Genomic DNA, 17,596 nt, shown 5'->3' on the forward strand with positions numbered 1-17,596 from the left:
GTTTTTCATGCTCCATCGGTCCGATAGACGGCACTTTGGCGATATCCTATAATGACACTCGGGATGTCCATAAGGGAGGGTTCAGGGGAAGATATGGAGTCTGGACTCAGAATAATGGAGGTTAATTGAATCATGAAAAACGATAATAAAATGGATCAAACGAATAAAATGGCTAAAAAGCATAATGTGAATGGAACGAAAAGTGCCAATGAACTGATCAGGGCCTATAGGTTAGAATTAAGCAAAATTGCTGGCAGCATGGAACCGATCACCGTGAGTCGGGCAGTAACTCATCGGAGGGGGAAAAAGGCTGGCAAAAGAGCAGGACGAGTCAGTGTACTACTCAGTGCCTTTGCGATTGCTCTTGGCCTCACGATGGCAGCTCCGTCTGCGGGAGCCCAGAAGCTGGAGCAGGGCGTTCAAAGTGAGCATGTGCTGCAATTGCAGGAGCAATTGCGGGATCTGGGTTACTTCAAAGCCGGATTGACCGGATATTACGGTTCCATTACCAAAAGCGCTGTACGCAAATTTCAGCAGGCTCAGGGCCTGAGTGCGGATGGGATTGCAGGCCCGGCGACACTGAATAGGCTGAACAAAAAGGCCAAAGCAGAAGGTGAGACGTTGCGCCAGTTGGCGAAGCTAATTCACGGGGAAGCGCGCGGGGAATCCTTTGAAGGACAGGTTGCTGTAGGGGCGGTCGTCTTGAATCGGGTGCAATCCAATGCATTTCCGTCATCCATCCCGCAGGTGATTTTCCAGAAAGGACAGTTCACTGCAATTGATGATGGTCAGTTCAATACAAAGCCGACGGCTACTTCTTATAAGGCAGCGCGTAAAGCTTTGAATGGTGCTGATCCGACGAATGGTGCGCTCTATTATTACAATCCGAAGATTGCAACTTCGCTATGGAGCAAAAGCAGGCCGACACTCCTGACGATTGGGCAGCATGATTTTACGAGATGAGACAGGTTGAGGCAGTAGATAGAGCAAATACATTTTTTTTTAATAACAACAAGGAACCCCAGCTGTGTATGCTGCTCTTCTGCAGGTACGTGGCTGGGGTTTAACAATGATATTATCGCGGACAAATGATATCTCGGCACTGAAGTAAATATGAGTTTATTTTTATGGTTGGACCGTGAAAGGAATACTCAACGAAGTAGGCTCTACAATGGTCTCTCCGGTGTCATAGTCATAGATTCTATTGAAAACCAATTCAATGGATTCCAGCTTGTCGGGGTCATCTGTATATACGAAACCATAGACCATATTATCCATGACTACGCCGTCGTATTGATGATAAACATAAGATTTCCTCATGAAATTACGATCTGCTGAGATGGGTTTACCCGTGTTCGGATGGATTGAATTCAAACCGTAAAATCCGATATTTTGAACCGTTGTATTTTCTACACTGTAGACGATTTTGATATAAGTCATATCAGAACCGATATCTTCTTGATTAAGAATAGCAATGTTTTCTCGGGAGTCCTGAGGAATCTCACGGGCCTCTAATAATTGAACATCCATAATATGAATCGTTAATGGCCCGAATTCAATACTTTGTTTCAGAGGCACAGCTTTTAACAGTTTGAGTTGTCCGCCGTAATCAAATGTGCCTGTATCTCCCGGTTCGGACAGAAGCGGAGATGGTGCACTTTCAAAAAGCTTGTCCTGAAGATCGCTGGCAGCTTGCTCGAATGGATTATAATCTGGCTTAAGTCCTTTGTATGTTAGTTCAGCACGGAAAGGCTTTAAACCGGATTCCAAGACAAGCTCAGAATCAGCAGGATGAGGCTGTAACGGATTGATTTCCAGTGGTGTAGATGTGACATCATTGGAGCTGCCTGAACCGCCCAAAAGTGCGAGAGCGAGTAGTAAATGAAAAACAAACATAAAATGCGGCACCCTTTCTCTTTGGAAAATAGCAATACAAATACATCGTACATAATCATAACAAAACAGTTCATGGTGACCATGAGAATATGGGCCCAACTTCAGCTAATAGCATATTGATAAGTTCTTGCTTGGGTCTAGTAGCAAGGGCCTATGCCAGACAAAGCGGGTTCGATCGATTGTTCATGTCAAAATGTAACCTAGACTACAGTCTGTTTGTTCCAAGTTATTCTACAAAGGCAAGAGAGGGAAATATGCTTCACCATTGGATTCGCCTGTCCAATCCTGTACAATGGATAACGATAAAAACAACGGTAGATTAAGGATGGATTAGCACGATGAGAATTATCATATCACCTGCCAAAAAGATGAAGATCGATACCGATCTGATGACCAGCGCGCAGATGCCGCGTTTTATAAACGAGTCAGAACAACTGTTGAGTGTGCTCCAAAAGTTATCCTATGACGAGCTCAAGGCGTTATGGAAGTGTAATGATGCAATCGCTGAACAGAACATGGAACGGATTCGAAAAATGAATGTAAAAGCCAATCTTACGCCAGCCATCTATGCCTATGAGGGCATTCAGTATCAGTATATGGCAGCGGGTGTTTTTCAGCAGGAAGAACTGGCGTATCTGGAGCAGCGTTTGCGCATATTATCTGGTTTTTATGGCATGTTACGGCCTCTGGACGGGGTTACACCTTATCGGTTGGAGATGCAGGGCAAGCTGCAAGGTCCGGGTTTCAGCTCGCTATATCATTTTTGGGGCAGCAAGCTGGCAGATCAGCTTCAATCAGAAAGCAATTGTATTCTAAATTTGGCTTCCAAGGAGTACAGCAAAAACATCATTCCTTTTTTGAGCGAGGAAACCCGATTTATCAATTGTGTATTTGGACAAATGGTCAATGGGAAGATGGTTGAAAAGGCAACCCGGGCGAAAATGGCCAGAGGTGAGATGGTACGGTACATGGCAGAGCGTAAGATTACAGATGTGAAGGAGATTAGAAACTTTGATCGGTTAGATTTTGTTTTCTCCGAAGAGAAGTCGGATGAGAATAATTATGTATTTATATATCCACAGGAGAAATAGCGAAAATTCATAGGTCAACCGGATCTCCACAGCAACTCAAAAACCCCCTTCACCAACACCGGCAAATTTGGCTGGCATCGTGAAGGGGGTTCTTCTATAAACCGATTCATTTTGATCACATGTGCACTCAACTTACATGATTTACTCTAACTCAAAACTACATACCACTTATCTTGCTCCAATATTCGTACCCGCTGGCGTACCCGAGCCAATCAGATCACTGCCTGCAGCAAGCTTCAGGAAATTACCCAGTACAGGCGTCCCATCGCTGCTGCGAGTTACAGATGGTACAAGGGAGACAAAGTCGTCTGCACTCGCGAGCAGGCCTTTGTCATTTACGCTCTTTTTGTTTTTCCACCAGACGTTGGTGCTGCTGACGTCCGTACCGCTTGTTTTGTCACTGGCGCCGCCCTGGAAGGACAGATTGTTGGTGAAAAGATGGGTGCCTACATCAAAGGCAAAATTGCTTTGGCCGTTGTTCCAGGACGTGTTATTTTTCATCTGAATAGAACCGGGATTACTGTTGTATGTGAAGCCATGTTTTTTATTATTTAAGGCAATGCTGTTTTCCACAATATGATTCACGGCAATTTTCTCGCCGCCCAGCTTGAAGCCGTTGCCATCACTGTTGGAGGTGGATGTACCATCTGATGTTGCGCCGTTGGCATATGCTATGCTGTTACGGATCGTGACCACACCGATAGCACCCGTATCCGTTTTGCTGTATAGATCCCATCCATCATCCACATTGTAGGCTGCAATGCAGCCATCGAAAAGGTTGCCCGGGCCCACGGTCAATTTCGCGGCAAAACCGTCTGCATCCTCGCCGTTATCAGGATCATAATTGTCGTGAGAGTAGGAGCGAATGACTTCATTGTAAGCAGGCCATTCACTCTTGGCGGCGGTGGAAGCATATCGTCCCAGCTGAATCCCCGTATCCCGATTATGATGAGCCTCGATCTGCTCCAGACGGTTGTAACTGCCTCCGATGAAAATCCCGTTATCGCCTGCCCCTTTTACTTCAAGCCCTTTAACCAACCAGTAGTCCCCGAACATTTGCAAGCCCCGATTCGTGGACGCAAAGGCTTGGGCCGAGAAATCGAAGATAGGCTTCTCCGATCCGTAGGCAATCAGATTTTTGCGCTGTCCCGATGTCCCGCTGTTGCCTCGTTCAATGGTAACCGTTTCCGAAAAGCTGTAGGTTCCACCTCGCAGATAAATGGTCTTGCCCGGAGCAATCTGAGTCAGTGCATTTGCGAGTGTGGTTGGGCTTGCCAGTGTTCCCGGATTGCTTGCTGATCCGTTAGGGGCGACATATAAATCACCAGCAGCAATTGTAGCGGTAGTTGTCGAGGCAGCCTGTTCTGATGAATTTTGTGCACCATTCTCGATGAGTTTCAACGCTCCAGCGGATCCCCCGCCAAATAACAATACAGGAAAAGCAGCACACAGGCAGAGGCAGGCCATTTTTGATTTCAACGAACGTTCAGAGCGTACAGATGGATAATTAGAAGCAGAAGGGAACCATTTCATTGTGAAACCTCCTTGGTTATGGAATAGTGCATTTCGGTAAGGCACAGGTTCATCGTAAAACGTGTAAGCGTTATCAACAATAATCATTTCATTGGGTCAGCTATACAAGCCGGTATGTCAGACGTCGAGGTCTCAAGTGCTGCTATTTAAAAGGTGATGCATAATCCTTACATTGGCAGATCGCCTTAATTTAACGAGCAATCATCTGAAATGAACGCGGGGAAGGGGTCAACTGGATGACAAAATGGCATGAAAACAAGGTTGATCGACCGAAATGAACCTAGACTTCATTAAACTTGGTAAAGACAGACTTAATTGGAAGATTGTTTGTCCATGGATATAACTCAAAAAAGCCCCGATTACAGCTGCATTAGGCAGATGCCATCGGGACCCTTGCCGCATGGTGGTCAGATCCAAGATGAATTTTTGATACGGTACTACTTGCTAAGCTCTTCTGTCACAGCTGTCCTTGTTTCGAATTTTAATACGGATCTGCTTCGTGCCCGCGCCGGGATGCTTCTTCCGCGCTTGGTTCATGTTTCGGCTGAACCGTGGCACTGTCATCGGTCGGCACAGATGCCAGTCCTTCAGCTACACGGCGACCGTAGTCGGCATCGGCCTGAGTGAAGTGTGAGATCATGCGTTCACGAATGTCCGGTTTACATTTGGAGAGTGCATCAACCAGGTTGCTGACCAGTTCCTCTCGCTCCCAATCTTCAAACGCCCGGTATGTATCACCGGCTTGACCGAAGTCGTTAGGACGCGGAATTTTCTCCCGAACCAGACGACCTTCAATAAGGGGTTCATGCTCCTTGCCGCGTGGAGCCGCTTCGGACAGACCCCCCAGAGAAGAAGGCTCGTAGTTCACATGCGGGTTCTGTCCTGGCGCGCGATCAACTTTGTACTGCATCTGACCACCGCTTTGGTTGGTAGCTACGCGATTTTTGGGAGCATTCACAGGCAGCTGCAAATAGTTCGCTCCAACCCGGTGACGTTGGGTATCTGAGTAGGAGAAGGTGCGCCCTTGCAGCAATTTGTCATCCGAGAAATCCAGCCCATCCACGAGAACACCCGTGCCAAACGCAGCTTGTTCCACTTCGTTAAAGTAATCCTCAGGATTGCGGTTCAAGGTCATTTTTCCAACAGGCAAAAATGGAAATTGCTCTGGCGGCCACAGCTTGGTCGGATCGAGTGGATCGAAGTCCAGCTCCGGATGTTCGCCGTCTTCCATGATCTGAACGCACAGCTCCCACTCCGGGTAATCGCCCTGTTCAATCGCATGATACAGATCCAGGGTGGCATGGTTGAAATTCTGTCCCTGAATCTCGCTCGCGTCTTTTTGCAGCAGGTTCCGTATCCCTTGTTTGAGGGGTTCCCAGTGATATTTAATGAGCACGCCTGTGCCTTCTTGGTTTACCCATTTGTATGTATTGACGCCCGATCCCTGCATTTGGCGATAATTGGCCGGTATTCCCCATGGAGAGAAGAGGAACGTAATCATATGGGTAGCTTCAGGACTAAGCGAAACGAAGTCGAAAAACCGCTCCATGTCCTGTGCATTGGTCAACGGGTCCGGTTTAAAGGCATGTACCATATCCGGGAATTTCAGCGGATCACGAATGAAAAAGATTTTCAGGTTGTTGCCAACCAGATCCCAGTTGCCGTCTTCGGTATAAAATTTCACAGCGAAGCCGCGCGGGTCACGGAGCGTCTCTGGTGAATGCCCCCCATGGATTACCGTGGAAAAACGGACAAACACAGGGGTTTGTTTGCCTTTCTCCTGAAACAGACGAGCACGTGTATATTTGGATACGGGCTCATCACCCGCTGTTCCGTATGCTTCAAATATGCCATGAGCACCAGCACCGCGTGCATGTACCACCCGCTCAGGAATACGCTCGCGGTCAAAATGCGTAATCTTTTCGAGAAAATGATAATTCTCCAGCGTAGTCGGTCCCCGGCTGCCGACGGTTCGGACATTCTGATTATCGGTGATGGGATGGCCCTGACGATCCGTTAAAGTCTCTGGTGACGTGTCTGGGGAATGCTCTGAGTGTGAAGAATGATTATTCATGGAGCACCGCCTTTCCTTTTGATGGATTCGAATATATATTTTCCCTGCATCCTTGTTCTATACATTTCTTGTAATAAAAAAAAGCTTGTCACTTACCTCATGGTATGAGATAATTAACTTTTGCCCAGCGGACTTTTTTGAACGGGAAATGTTGAGGACCGCTTGTATAAGAATGGAGGCTGACCAAGGATTGTCTACACAACGTTATCCTTTTGCATATGACCCGGCAGAGCCCTTTGTATCCCGATTGGGAGAGTGGGTAGCCGATGTTTTTTACGATATTTTGCCTGAGTCCGGCTTCGAGGTACGGGATGAACAGATTTTTATGGCGTACCAGCTCGAACGGGCCTATGGAGATAAAAAGACTATTATGGCTGAGGCTGGTGTAGGGACAGGCAAGACGTTAGTCTACCTGCTCTATGCGGTCTGTTATGCACGTTATACGGGCAAACCGGCAGTGATTGCCTGCGCCGATGAGTCATTGATTGAACAATTGGTGAAGCCGGGCGGAGATATTGCGAAGCTGGCTGAACATCTGGATCTTCAGGTGGACGCTCGTCTCGGTAAATCACCAGATCAATACGTTTGTTTGAACAAATTAAGTGCAGTGAGATTCGCGGATGAGGATGCACCTGTCATTGAAGAAGTGCATGAGAGCCTGCCGGACTTCGTGAATACACCTGGAACGCTTCAGGCTTTCCATCCCTATGGTGACCGCAAACAGTATCCGCATTTGAACGATCGCCAGTGGAACAAGATCAACTGGGACCCATTCCAGGATTGTTTTGTTTGTCCAAAAAGACAGCGCTGCGGCCTGACGTTATCACGCGACCACTATCGCCGCTCCAAGGACATCATCATCTGCTCCCATGATTATTACATGGAGCATGTGTGGACCTATGAGGCCCGCAAACGCGAGGGACAGCTGCCGCTGCTGCCTGATCACAGCTCGGTTGTATTTGATGAAGGACATCTGCTTGAAGAGGCAGCGCTGAACGCACTCAGCTACAAACTGAAACACCGCATCTTTGAGGAACTTGTAACCCGGCTTTTGGAAGGGGAGATTCGTGAAACCCTTGCAGAACGTGTGGACGAAGCCATTGAGAGCAGTGAACGATTGTTTAAGCTGCTGGATACCTACACGGTAGCTATCCCTGGATCGGAACGGAAGGAAGTTCGGGTAGAAGCACCGCTGCTGCGTGAAATTGAACGTCTGACCAGTGTGCTGGATGCCATCGGTGAAGAACTGGTGTTTGAGAGCGGACTGTTCTCTCTGGATGGGTATCAAATGCGAGTAGTGGAAGAACATCTGGATATGATCCAGACAGCATTGTCTCTGTTCCGCAAGGAAGATGGCTACATTTGCTGGGCTGAAGAGAATGAGGACGAGACGACACTGTCCATCATGCCTCGCACGGTAAAAGAAATCCTGAACGAGCGGGTGTTCAATACCGGGATTCCCATTGTATTCTCGTCTGCAACCTTGTCTGTGGACAATTCCTTCCGTTATGTAGCAGACAGTCTGGGGATTGATGATTTTGTATCATTCTCGGTTGCTTCTCCATATGACTATGCGGATAAAATGCAGATGAAGATTACAGATCAAGCTGTACCAGGTCACCCGGAGAACGAAAATCGGATGCGCGATGCTGTGTCGATGCTTCAGGAAAGTGGCGGTCGTGCGCTTATTCTGTTCCGTACCATGGAAGAGCTGCTAACGTTTAAACAGGACATCGTTCATGTCCCGGAAGCGCAGGGACTGCGATTCATGTACGAAGGCGACCGGGAGATCAGTGATCTGATTGCAGCGTTCCAGCAGGATGAGGAGAGTGTGCTGTGCTCCGTCAATCTGTGGGAGGGACTGGACGTTCCAGGGCCTTCATTATCCAATGTCATGATCTGGTCGCTTCCGTATCCACCGCAGGATCCTGTATTTAATGCTAAACGCAGTGCATCGGCGGCACCCTACGAAGAGATTGATCTTCCATACATGCTGCTGCGCGTGAAGCAAGGTCTGGGACGTTTGATTCGCACAAGCAGTGACTCGGGTTCTGCGGTTATTCTCGATGAATCGCTGTATACCAAAAAGGAAGCCAAAGACCGCATTGCGGCCCTGCTTCCCAAAGGTGTGGAATGGACCACGTTGACACACTGATTGCTTTAGGTTAAATGTTCTTAAAATGATTCCTTATTGAAATAAGTTCTTGTTCTCTGCGGATGAATCATCTGCAGGTGAGCAGGAGCTTATTTTGATTTTGATATGATATTGAGGGTGCCTGAAGTGGAGTTTCCCTTATTCCTAGCTAAGCGTGTATCCGGTTCATGGAGTAAGTGAACGTGAATAGGCTGCCCTCGGTCAACATGATGACTTAAGGGACAGCCTTTTTTGGGAGTACAGATTATGTTGTGTTAAAAAATACCCATGCTCAAATACCGTTCTCCGGTATCCGGCGCAATGCAGAGCACTCGGTGGCCTGGTCCCAATTCCCGCGCAATGCGCAGTGCGGCCCAGGCCGAAGCACCAGATGAAGGGCCGAGCAGCAGCCCTTCTCGGGCAGCAAGCTGCCGCATGGTATCCAGTGCATCCTCATCGGACACCTGGATAATGGAGTCCCACACGTCGGTATTCAGAATGTCCGGTATGAACCCCGGACTTGTACCGACGAGCTTGTGGGGACCGGGATCGCCGCCGGACAGCACGGGTGAACCTTTGGGCTCCACCGCATAGATCCGGATATCTGGCAGCTGCTTGCGCAGCTCTTCACCGGTTCCGGTAATGGTTCCGCCTGTGCCCGCGGTTGCAATGAAGGCATCCAGCTTGCCTTCCATCTGCTGCATAATCTCGGGAGCAGTGGTAACCCGGTGAATATCCGGATTGGCTTGATTCTCGAATTGCTGAGGAATGAAGCTTCCCGGAATGTCAGCATGAAGCTCCTTGGCTTTGCGGATAGCTCCGGGCATACGTTCAGCCGCTGGAGTGAGTACGACATCTGCGCCATAGGCTTTCAGAATGTTGATGCGCTCCTTGGACATATTGTCCGGCATGACGAGAATGGCCTTATATCCTTTGGCGGCTGCATTCATGGCCAGACCGATGCCGGTGTTGCCGCTGGTCGGCTCGATGATGGTTGCTCCGGGAAGCAGCAGCCCTGCCCGTTCAGCCTGAACGATCAGATTGTAAGCGGCACGGTCCTTGACACTGCCGCTTGGATTGAAATATTCCAGTTTCACATATACGTCAGCAGAGTCGCTGCCTGTGAGCCTATTGAGTTTTACCGCCGGCGTCTGTCCGATCAACTCGGTGATATCTGCAGCAATGCCTGTATATCTGGTGGATGGTTGGTTACCCGAATTTGAATTCATGAAGTACAACTCCTTGAGTAATGAGACGTCTGAGGGAATTTCTAATCATAGAGTCTGTTCGCCTTATTATAGACGGCAGGCTTTTTTGTTTTAGGAAGAATTCATTTCACGTCTAATATAGTCTCATCGTTGATAACGATAACGTTCTATTCCATCTTAATGAACCCAGCCACTCCGGGTCAACCTGTATTCTGGTCCAAGCTACAAGCGCTGCGTCAGATCAAAATGCAGATGTCGGCTGAGTTCTTGCTTAACTTCATTACGTGCGAACGTCCAGAGCATGTAGAACCGCTGCCAATATCCTCTGCACAGGTAGAGTGTTTCGATGCCTTCCTGTTCACGTTTCTCCTCAACAATTTTGACACCGCGTTTCCGCATCTGCTGCCGAACTGCCAGCATTTCTTGAAGTACCTGATTTTGTATGCGGGTCAGGGATAGGACGTACACCTCGGGCATTTTCAGCAGTAGTGTATCCAGGGTGTGAATATCCCGTTCAAGCACATCCAGCAGCAGGGTACGCACAACAAGGCTTTTAACCAATTGATGGTCTTCATCCGTAGGGGATGGGGCGGAAGGGGAGGATGACATACATTCACTTCCTTAACCTTGAATTCGAACATATATATTTACAGAACATGTGTTCTTATATTATAATCAATATATGCAACGGTGATACGGAATACAACAAGAAAAAAATGGGATTGGGCTTTCGGCAGGGCCATGTACGTTCATTATGGGGATGATTGAACAGGACAAGCATACTCCAAATTTTAGGTATAATTTCTGGGTTTTGCAGGAAACCTAAGAGCGTAAGAAATGGCCTAATGCAATTGCAGGACTGGATTCTTAAGCTTTACGAGTTTAGTGGGGAGAGGATGTTCCGGTTGGTTTACTTGCGGGAGAATGCCAACAAAAAAGCCCCTGCCTTGGGCGGCGGGGCCTGGACGTACTGCCGATTACAGCGGCAGAATCGAGAATAATGCATAGAAAGTTAAGCTAAATATTGAGGTTTCTCGTACAAAGCTTCTTTTTCCAAGATGACCTTATAAGGTCTTTCCTTCCCCTTAAGCGAGGGGCCGATCGTAATTAGCGGGACGGCCGGTTTGTGGAAACGATCTTCTTCCTTAGGTTCCGGAACCGGTCGTGATGATTCGGGCGCAGAGCTGAGGCGTACCTTCTTTTCGCTGCCCCAGCGCTTGCTTATTTTTTTCATTTCCGGTTTCATTCCGGTTCGCCTCCTAACAAATCGTTGATGGCGTTAAACAGTTGACGATTCTGTAGGTCAATCTGTTGAAATACCGCCTCATCCGCTTCTATATGTCCAATAATATGAACCGTAATCACATACCTCTTGGCTACAGGATAGCATAGCAGATATTCTTTCTCAAGGTAATCGTCATACAGGTTAATCTTGATTTTATTTTCACGGTAAGAATCAATGACCAGGATGCGCTTGGGGTCATCCGGCTCTTTGTCGTCATTGGCAGACAACTCATATTTTCTCCCCGGTTCCCCTACATTACCACATAATTGCTCGATATAACCACTGTCATCTGTACGGTATATGGCTGTACCACGTACTGCGAATGGAGGATGGGACACAAATGCCGTACGGAGGGCATCACTCATTCGGTCGAGCATGACGGCATCAGCTTTGCGAACCCGCAGCAGCTCTCTGAAGAACCTCAGAAGCTTTAGCAATTGTAATCGTGCTTCTCCTTCAGTCACTTTATGCTGATTGATGATTTTCTCCAATTCTGGGTCTACCCATCGTCCTTGTTCTTCTATACTGTCAGCGATTTTGGAGCATGCAACCGACACGGCTGGCGCCCACTTGCCATCAGAACGAATCTCATAGACCAGTGGATTCAAACCAAGCAGATCGGTAGGCATACGTAATCCCTCAATTTTTGCAGCATCCTTGATGTCTGTAATATCCTCCGGAAGAATGAAAAAAATACGCTTTCGTCCCAAACGGCCCATAAACAAACCCATTTCCAGCATTGTATTATCCCGGACAGATGCATAGTACTTCCCGCGAATTTTGGATATATCATCCGGATGAAAAATAAAAATGGCAAAGTCCGTCGTGCGCACCTCTGTTTCCAGATCGTCCATCGTATAGCTGCTTGGATTGAAAACACCGGAGTACCAAGGAGTAACTTCGGCTGAGAAACGCAAATTTTCGTGTACTGCGGCTGCAATCGGCTTCGCTTCCAGCGAGCAGCCAATAAAGACTCTTGGCTTCAACGTTTTCATCAATCCGCCTCGCTTAAACGGTAGTGGGATTCAATTGTTATATTATACCATAAAAAGCAGAGTAAGTCTGGAAAACGTCCACGCAGGTCAAGAATAAGCCGATTTCGTTTGCTATAGTGTATGTGAAAGCTCCCAATGATTCCTTCAAAATTCGCACAAAAATAAAAAAAGGCCCCAAATTGTCACAGTTGGGTGACTGGACAGTTATATTCGCAATCATTGGTCATAGAATGAAGGAGCAGGTTGCACCATTAGTAAGCATTGATTGTCCTGGTGTGGCTGTTTGCCTGCTGGAGCCGCCCAGAGCATGCTTTATGCGCATTTTTGAAGGGTCTGCTGTTTAGACCCGTCTACGTCGGTGTTATATAATAGAAGAACAAGCAAGTTAGCTATAGAAGTTTAAACTGGATAGAGAAATTACATGTTTTTATCAGATTGTCATTTACACGGAACGAAGAGTGCAGAACCCATCTGGAGAAGCGAAGCGCTCGCGTTTATCACCGAATTTTTCCCTTAGGAGAAGGGAATCAAAAAATTTCGGGGATAACAGCGATCGGAAGAGGGAGCTGCAATCGAAGTGGTTAAGTGTAAAGTTCATGAGTCAAACGTGTGATGTACGCCAGTTTAATTGAAATAGCTAACCACAAACAGACAGAAAGGATCAGGATACCATGAGTTCCCGAAGGACAATCTCCCCAAGGACGATCTGGAAACGTTACGATCTCTCATACACTTAGCGCCCCTTGTAGAGTAAACCAACCGTATTCAAAAAAACGGCTGACTCTGCGAAAGAGGGGATTGGAATGAATATTCGAAGGACAAATACGATGATTTCTTCCAGGCTTGCCTTTTGCAGGGTACGGTCGGTCTAAAAACCAACCTACAAACTGCGAGGGAACCTGAATGAAGAGAACATCGTTAACCAAACAACACATTAAGGCTGAGGCGGGAAAACTCGCCATCATGCTGCTCGGTACTTTTATTTTGGCATTTGCCTACTATCACATTAATTTTCAGAATCATTTATCGGAGGGCGGATTTGTCGGTCTGGCCCTGCTCGGAAAATACGCGACGGGCTTATCGCCTGCCATTGGCATGCTGTTACTCGACATCCCGGTCATGATTCTGGCCTGGTTCATCAAGGGCTGGAAGTTCATGATTCAGGCGCTGATTGGCGTCGGCGCATTCTCCCTGTTCTATGACGGCTTTGAACGATACTCCACATTGCAGATGTCATTCAACGGAAACCTGTGGATTCCCGCAGTCCTATCCGGCGTATTGACGGGTGTAGGGGCAGGGATCGTGCTCCGATTCGGCGGGGCGACAGGCGGAGACGATATTCTCGCCGTGCTCGTTAGCCGCTGGAAGGGATGGAAGCTGGGAACAGTTTTCTTTGTCAGTGATGCGTTTGTACTGGGCTTATCCCTTTTCTTTCTTCCGGTAAAAGAAACTTTATATACCATTCTGGCCGTGTGGATTGCCAGCAAAGTCATTACGTACGTGGTCAGTGTTCCGGTACGCCGGCCTGTTACGACCTCAGCTGTGAAGGTATCGATGCCTTCGGCAGCCAAGGCGGTGACTGCCCCTGCATCACGGACTTCGGTGGCGAGAGGAGTCACACATTAAATGAAATTAACCAAAAAGTCCTTTTGACTGCCTGAGCGGCGGTGAAAAGGACTTTTTTTGATGCTTTTCTAAGCTGGGAAGTTACTCTTCATATGGATTCAAGATCAGGGCGATTCACAAACCTGTCAGGGTTTGATGGAAGAAGCGATTTGTCCATCCTGGTTATGAATAATGGCCCGAATGTTCTGCTCGTCGCTGATTTCTTTGGCGGCGTTCACCGCTTCCGATTTGGTGTCAAACGTGGATACATATTGGGATTGGCCTTCTTCCTTAATGGCCCAGCCCGAGTCCGTGGGTACGACGTGAATATTGTCATGGCTTTTGGAAGAGGAGACGGGCTCTGAATGGCGACGTTTAGAAGCAGAACCGCTACCATCAGATGATCGGCTCGAATCCGTTGAACCCGTTGCAGGATGGTTCTCATCCCATTCTTCGGCTTTGGCAGTGGCTATTGCTATTGCGCGTCCTTCCTCATACCCGTCATCCAGCAGGGCATTGGCGATTTCAATCGCCTTATGTCGGATACGTGGCTCCAGATTTTTCATGGATACCGGATAATCATTCTTATTCCAAGGCATGCCTGAATCCCTCCTATAGAGTAATCATGGTTAGTTGTATATTACCCTATGGGAGAAGGGATAAACGACAAAATGGACAGGCTGTGAAGTGGGAATGAGCTGTCATACAGGGATGGCATTCCTATACTTTTGCATGCTGGAGGGGTATAATGCTGTCACATGTACAAAAAGTCCAATACAGGAAAATAAAAGGAGTACAATCATATGTTCAGTCTGAGTCTGGCAATTCCGATGCTGTTTACCATGCTTATTCATGCTGCAGACAGCCTGTCTTATGCACTTCGTCTTGGCGGGCTAAGAACCCGCAGAATTGCGCTGGCCCTTTCCTTGTCCGGGATTCTGCTGTTGGTATCGCGTACATCGAATATGGCCCAGGGACCGATGGTAGGGAATCTGGTGGATACCGCAACAAGTGGAGGGAACTCACATTTTGCCGTGCAGCTGCACTGGCTGATGGGGGCGGCGACAGCAGGAACCGCAATCGCCATATTGTGTTTTCCAACAATGGTGAAGCTTGCGTCCAGAATGGTTGTGCATTTTGAAGCAGCGGGGTCCATTCCGGTGATGGTACGCGGGTTGCTGAACGGGACCAAGATCAGAAACGCAGCCTACTATATTACACCGCCTTCCTGGAAGATGGCTAAGCGGCTAGTACAGCATGGAATGCCAAGACGTCTAATGACGCTTAATGTAGCGGTCACAGCCATTTACACAACGGGCGTATTATCCAGTTTGTACGCAGCTTATCTATATCCAGGGCAGGCAGTGGCTGCGTCTCAATCGACAGGGCTGATCAACGGAATGGCGACCATTTTGCTAACGATCCTGATCGATCCGCGAATTTCTCTGCTCAGTGACAAATCCCTGCGAGGCGAAATCCGTTTGGACCGAATGAATCAGATTTATGGCTGCATGCTGGTATCTCGTTTATTCGGCACGCTTGTGGCTCAGCTGCTGCTCATTCCATTTGCCTACTGGATCGGCTGGGTCGTCAGCTGGATGTGAAGAAGTAAATGGAACAGGGCATCAGGGGAGGGACGTTGCGCAGATACGTTAATCCTCTGTTGTCCTGTATTTGCGGATGTGAACCCATTCGATAAAAGGCAGCGTAACCATGGAAAGTCCGAGCAACGATAATAGCAGGAGGCTTGGCTTTTCATGGACCGATTGGAACTCTTTACATGTCTTATCTGATTCAAATAGGAACATGAAAAAAGCAGGAGCACCGGTGATAACCCGCTGCTCCTGCTTTTTTGGACCGTGTATTGGTTCTACGGTCAGGCAGTCGTATTTAATTTATTTGAAGAGGACTGCATACTCGCCGTATCCCTCTTTTTGCAAGTCTTCCTTCGGTACAAAGCGAAGAGCGGCGGAGTTAATGCAGTACCGCATACCACCGGCTTCGACAGGACCGTCGTTAAACAGGTGACCCAGATGAGAATCTCCTTCACGGCTTCTGACTTCGGTACGAATCATGAAATGGCTGAGATCTGTTTTTTCCTTCACGTTGTAATCACGCAATGGACGCGTGAAACTTGGCCAGCCGCAGCCGGAATCGTACTTGTCCGTTGAGCTGAAGAGAGGCTCGCCAGAAACGATATCAACATAGATTCCGTCACCGTGGTGATCCCAGAACTCGTTGTGGAACGCAGGTTCCGTTGCATTATTCTGGGTCACTTCGTATTGAAGTGGAGTCAGACGCTCTTTCAGATTGCTTTTATCCACATTGCCGGACCAGTTGCGCTCGATAAAGTCTTCACGTCCGGAGCCTTTGCGATACCGTTTATAGTGAGCCGGATTTTTGTGGTGATAGTCCTGATGATGTTCTTCCGCCTCATAGAATGGTTTGGCAGGCAAAATGGGTGTGAAGATCGGCTTATCAAACCGTCCGCTCTGCTCCAGAGCCGCCTTGGAGGCTTCTGCAATCTGACGCTGTTCTTCGCTGTGGTAGAAGATGGCCGTCTGGTATGAAGATCCGCGGTCATGGAATTGTCCACCCGTATCTGTCGGATCGATCTGCTGCCAGAATAACTCGACGAGCTTCTCATAAGGGAAGATGGAAGGGTCGAACGTAATTTGAACGGCCTCTACGTGTCCTGTCGTCTCCGAACAGACTTCCTCATATGTGGGATTCTCGGTATGTCCTCCTGTATAACCCGATACGATCTTGTGGATTCCGGGCAGTTCCTCAAAGGGGGATACCATACACCAGAAGCATCCGCCTGCAAATGTTGCTTTTTCGCTTGAATGTTGTTCCATGCTATAGTCACTCCATTTCTGATGAAGATCAATGAATTTGGCTTACACTTCTATTATATCCTGAATTGGCAAGCCAACCAAGCCGGACAGGGACGATGAAGCTCATTAGTCATGTTGATGAATAATCATCAGGTCTTTTTTCGCGAGCGAACACGAAACAGCAGCAAGACGAGGCCCATAATGGCAAAGTATCCCACAAAAATGAGCAGACTCCCCCAGATGGAAGTTTCGGCTTGCGCGCCCGCATAGGCAAAAATTAAAATGGCAGGCATTTTCCCGATGGCCGTAGCCACCATGAACACCCAAAAAGGGGTGTAGGTAATGCCGGCATAGATATTGACCGCAGTTTGAGGCACAACGGGAAGCAGGCGAAGCATCATAATGCCCATAAAGGGATGCGCCTCCATCCAGGTGGTAAAACGACTCAATCCACGGATGCGATCCAGGTAAGCTCTGGCCTGATGACGAAAAGCATATCTCGCTCCCGCATAAACGAGCAGTGCTGCGAGGGTGGTCCCCACCCAGCATACCCAAGCTGCTGTTGTGGTGCCGTAACTGTACCCCAAAGCTGCGATTACAAACTTGTAGGGAATCACAGGTACCAATGCAAAAAGCATTGCTATGATAATTAGAAGAGGGATGGACTGATTCTGATCAGTCCATGCCAGCAGTTCATATCTGTAAATAAACGTGACTCCGGCGAGCAAAACATACAAGAGGAGCCATAACCATTTCCGCAAATCCCCAAACGCTCCTTTCAGGTCAGGGCACTACTCCAATCTCCTGATCCTACATGCCTTTCTACCCAAGTGTACCACGTTCGACCGGGAACCGGATAATTCAATCCTTCTTATGCTGATCAACTGGCATGTTGCTGGCTGAAGGGTTACACTATAGGTCGTGGAACTTAGAACTCA

Annotated in this window: 16 protein-coding genes; 6 read left to right on the forward strand and 10 right to left on the reverse strand. The window is 48.0% G+C overall.

All coding sequences use genetic code 11. From position 1 onward, the window contains the following. Nucleotides 1–375: 375 nt before the first annotated feature. Nucleotides 376–963, forward strand: coding sequence for a cell wall hydrolase (locus AC3WQ3_RS04345; RefSeq protein WP_095359394.1), 588 nt, complete (start codon nucleotides 376–378; stop codon nucleotides 961–963). Between the two features lie 162 nt (nucleotides 964–1,125). Here AC3WQ3_RS04345 and AC3WQ3_RS04350 read toward each other — a convergent pair whose 3' ends face one another. Continuing rightward, nucleotides 1,126–1,896 (reverse strand): hypothetical protein, encoded by a 771-nt coding sequence (locus tag AC3WQ3_RS04350; RefSeq protein WP_336780661.1) that lies wholly within the window; start codon nucleotides 1,894–1,896, stop codon nucleotides 1,126–1,128. Nucleotides 1,897–2,234: 338 nt separating this feature from the next. Between AC3WQ3_RS04350 and yaaA the strand changes: the two genes are divergently transcribed. Continuing rightward, nucleotides 2,235–2,987, forward strand: coding sequence for a peroxide stress protein YaaA (gene yaaA, locus AC3WQ3_RS04355; protein WP_492471535.1), 753 nt, complete (start codon nucleotides 2,235–2,237; stop codon nucleotides 2,985–2,987). A 168-nt stretch (nucleotides 2,988–3,155) separates the two neighbouring features. On the opposite strand, the gene AC3WQ3_RS04360 is transcribed toward yaaA, so the two are convergent. Together AC3WQ3_RS04360 and AC3WQ3_RS04365 are read right to left on the reverse strand one after the other, a co-directional pair. Next, nucleotides 3,156–4,520 (reverse strand): right-handed parallel beta-helix repeat-containing protein, encoded by a 1,365-nt coding sequence (locus AC3WQ3_RS04360; protein ID WP_492471536.1) that lies wholly within the window; start codon nucleotides 4,518–4,520, stop codon nucleotides 3,156–3,158. A 481-nt stretch (nucleotides 4,521–5,001) separates the two neighbouring features. After that, nucleotides 5,002–6,594, reverse strand: a complete 1,593-nt coding sequence (locus AC3WQ3_RS04365; RefSeq protein ID WP_154895462.1) for a catalase — start codon at nucleotides 6,592–6,594, stop codon at nucleotides 5,002–5,004. Nucleotides 6,595–6,766: 172 nt separating this feature from the next. Between AC3WQ3_RS04365 and AC3WQ3_RS04370 the strand changes: the two genes are divergently transcribed. Beyond that, nucleotides 6,767–8,749 (forward strand): ATP-dependent DNA helicase, encoded by a 1,983-nt coding sequence (locus tag AC3WQ3_RS04370; protein ID WP_336780665.1) that lies wholly within the window; start codon nucleotides 6,767–6,769, stop codon nucleotides 8,747–8,749. 254 nt (nucleotides 8,750–9,003) lie between these two features. Here AC3WQ3_RS04370 and cysK read toward each other — a convergent pair whose 3' ends face one another. Continuing rightward, nucleotides 9,004–9,957 carry a cysteine synthase A gene (gene cysK, locus AC3WQ3_RS04375; protein WP_492471537.1) on the reverse strand — a complete coding sequence of 318 codons (954 nt, stop codon included), beginning with the start codon at nucleotides 9,955–9,957 and terminating at the stop codon, nucleotides 9,004–9,006. Nucleotides 9,958–10,158: 201 nt separating this feature from the next. Continuing rightward, the gene (locus tag AC3WQ3_RS04380; RefSeq protein ID WP_492471538.1) at nucleotides 10,159–10,545 is read right to left on the reverse strand and encodes a YhjD family protein; all 387 of its coding nucleotides are present in this window, start codon (nucleotides 10,543–10,545) and stop codon (nucleotides 10,159–10,161) included. 236 nt (nucleotides 10,546–10,781) lie between these two features. On the opposite strand from AC3WQ3_RS04380, the gene AC3WQ3_RS04385 reads away from it, so the two are divergent. After that, on the forward strand, nucleotides 10,782–10,937 hold the full coding sequence (locus AC3WQ3_RS04385) for a hypothetical protein (protein ID WP_492471539.1): 156 nt from the start codon (nucleotides 10,782–10,784) through the stop codon (nucleotides 10,935–10,937). Nucleotides 10,938–10,948: 11 nt separating this feature from the next. Here the strand turns inward: AC3WQ3_RS04385 and AC3WQ3_RS04390 are convergent, their stop codons facing one another. Together AC3WQ3_RS04390 and AC3WQ3_RS04395 are read right to left on the reverse strand one after the other, a co-directional pair. After that, nucleotides 10,949–11,182, reverse strand: a complete 234-nt coding sequence (locus AC3WQ3_RS04390; RefSeq protein WP_095290332.1) for a hypothetical protein — start codon at nucleotides 11,180–11,182, stop codon at nucleotides 10,949–10,951. After that, complete coding sequence (locus AC3WQ3_RS04395; protein WP_095290334.1) at nucleotides 11,179–12,216, reverse strand: nucleotide-binding protein; 1,038 nt, start codon at nucleotides 12,214–12,216, stop codon at nucleotides 11,179–11,181. The genes AC3WQ3_RS04390 and AC3WQ3_RS04395 overlap by 4 nt, the downstream gene beginning before the upstream one ends. 903 nt (nucleotides 12,217–13,119) lie before the next feature. On the opposite strand from AC3WQ3_RS04395, the gene AC3WQ3_RS04400 reads away from it, so the two are divergent. Beyond that, on the forward strand, nucleotides 13,120–13,842 hold the full coding sequence (locus AC3WQ3_RS04400) for a YitT family protein (protein ID WP_492471540.1): 723 nt from the start codon (nucleotides 13,120–13,122) through the stop codon (nucleotides 13,840–13,842). Nucleotides 13,843–13,967: 125 nt separating this feature from the next. Here AC3WQ3_RS04400 and AC3WQ3_RS04405 read toward each other — a convergent pair whose 3' ends face one another. Continuing rightward, nucleotides 13,968–14,420: a DUF2188 domain-containing protein gene (locus AC3WQ3_RS04405; RefSeq protein WP_492471541.1), complete on the reverse strand. Its 453-nt coding sequence runs from the start codon at nucleotides 14,418–14,420 to the stop codon at nucleotides 13,968–13,970. A gap of 204 nt (nucleotides 14,421–14,624) precedes the next feature. On the opposite strand from AC3WQ3_RS04405, the gene AC3WQ3_RS04410 reads away from it, so the two are divergent. Further along, the gene (locus tag AC3WQ3_RS04410) at nucleotides 14,625–15,425 is read left to right on the forward strand and encodes a lipid II flippase family protein (protein WP_492471542.1); all 801 of its coding nucleotides are present in this window, start codon (nucleotides 14,625–14,627) and stop codon (nucleotides 15,423–15,425) included. Nucleotides 15,426–15,716: 291 nt separating this feature from the next. Here the strand turns inward: AC3WQ3_RS04410 and msrA are convergent, their stop codons facing one another. Both msrA and AC3WQ3_RS04420 read right to left on the reverse strand, forming a co-directional pair. Next, complete coding sequence (gene msrA, locus AC3WQ3_RS04415) at nucleotides 15,717–16,679, reverse strand: peptide-methionine (S)-S-oxide reductase MsrA (protein ID WP_095359314.1); 963 nt, start codon at nucleotides 16,677–16,679, stop codon at nucleotides 15,717–15,719. A gap of 128 nt (nucleotides 16,680–16,807) precedes the next feature. Beyond that, the gene (locus AC3WQ3_RS04420; RefSeq protein ID WP_492471543.1) at nucleotides 16,808–17,419 is read right to left on the reverse strand and encodes a TVP38/TMEM64 family protein; all 612 of its coding nucleotides are present in this window, start codon (nucleotides 17,417–17,419) and stop codon (nucleotides 16,808–16,810) included. Between the last annotated feature and the right edge of the window lie 177 nt (nucleotides 17,420–17,596).

Source organism: Paenibacillus sp. FW104-T2, from assembly GCF_058789975.1.